The 838-nt window shown below is 45.2% G+C and carries 1 pseudogene; it reads right to left on the bottom strand.

Annotated elements, in window-relative coordinates:
• A pseudogene (locus ACOV1R_RS16060) lies at positions 1-715 on the bottom strand (IS30 family transposase); the annotation flags it as partial.
• Positions 716-838 lie beyond the last annotated feature (123 nt).

Genomic DNA, 838 nt, shown 5'->3' with positions numbered 1-838 from the left:
AGCTCATAGTTGACTGAATCGGCATCACGACCATCGATCAAACGTAGAATTTGGCAGCGGGATTGACGCTCGATCAGCGTTAAGATCACACTCTCTTGACCGTTGCGCTTGCCCACCACGGTGTCCAATTCGAAATGACCGAACTCTTGGCGCTGGTCGATGCTTTTAGGCCGTTCATCAATACTCCGTCCGGCCAGACGCTTGTGCTTGATCGAGTGATGATGTTTGGCACGGTGGCGCGTTTTTTCGAGTAGATCAAGATTGCGGACTTCAAGTAACTGGGCATCAATATAGTGGTATAGCGTCTTGGTCGAGACCATCTCCTCAGGTTGATATAAGCCTTCAAGTTTGGCCCGTCCTACTGCTGCATCAGGCGACCAACCATCTTGACGCAAATGAGTCGTAAAATAGTCGATAAAATCAGCGACACCGACGAGTTTCAAAGGTCGATGACAGTGGGCTCGATTAGCTTCGTACTTAGCTTGTGCTGTTTCTGGTGAGTATACAGCGTAATATTGGCGTTGACCATTCACTTTTTTACTTGGTCGATCTCGCCGCGGCACAATTCATTATTGATTGTTTGATGACAAACATTAAGCGCTCTGGCAATTGCACGATTGGAATAGCCTTGGCTGTGCAGCGTAGCAATTCTGCCTCGTTCAAACGAAGTTAGGTGCTGACCTTTTTTTCTGACTGTGGTATTCTGTTCTTGCATCAAGACAATAACCTCTTTCATTGTTTGTGTAGGAACATCAATGATAACAGAGATTTGTCTTGGTGTTTTTTATTTTATCAATTAGCTAAAAGTATTTGGCTAACTTGATTATAAAACGCGCGG

Origin of the sequence: Lactiplantibacillus sp. YT640, from assembly GCF_049745435.1 — a bacterium.
GTDB lineage: Bacteria > Bacillota > Bacilli > Lactobacillales > Lactobacillaceae > Lactiplantibacillus > Lactiplantibacillus plantarum.
The sequence above is the reverse complement of the archived record's forward strand: the minus strand, read 5'-3'. Positions and strand labels throughout refer to the sequence as shown.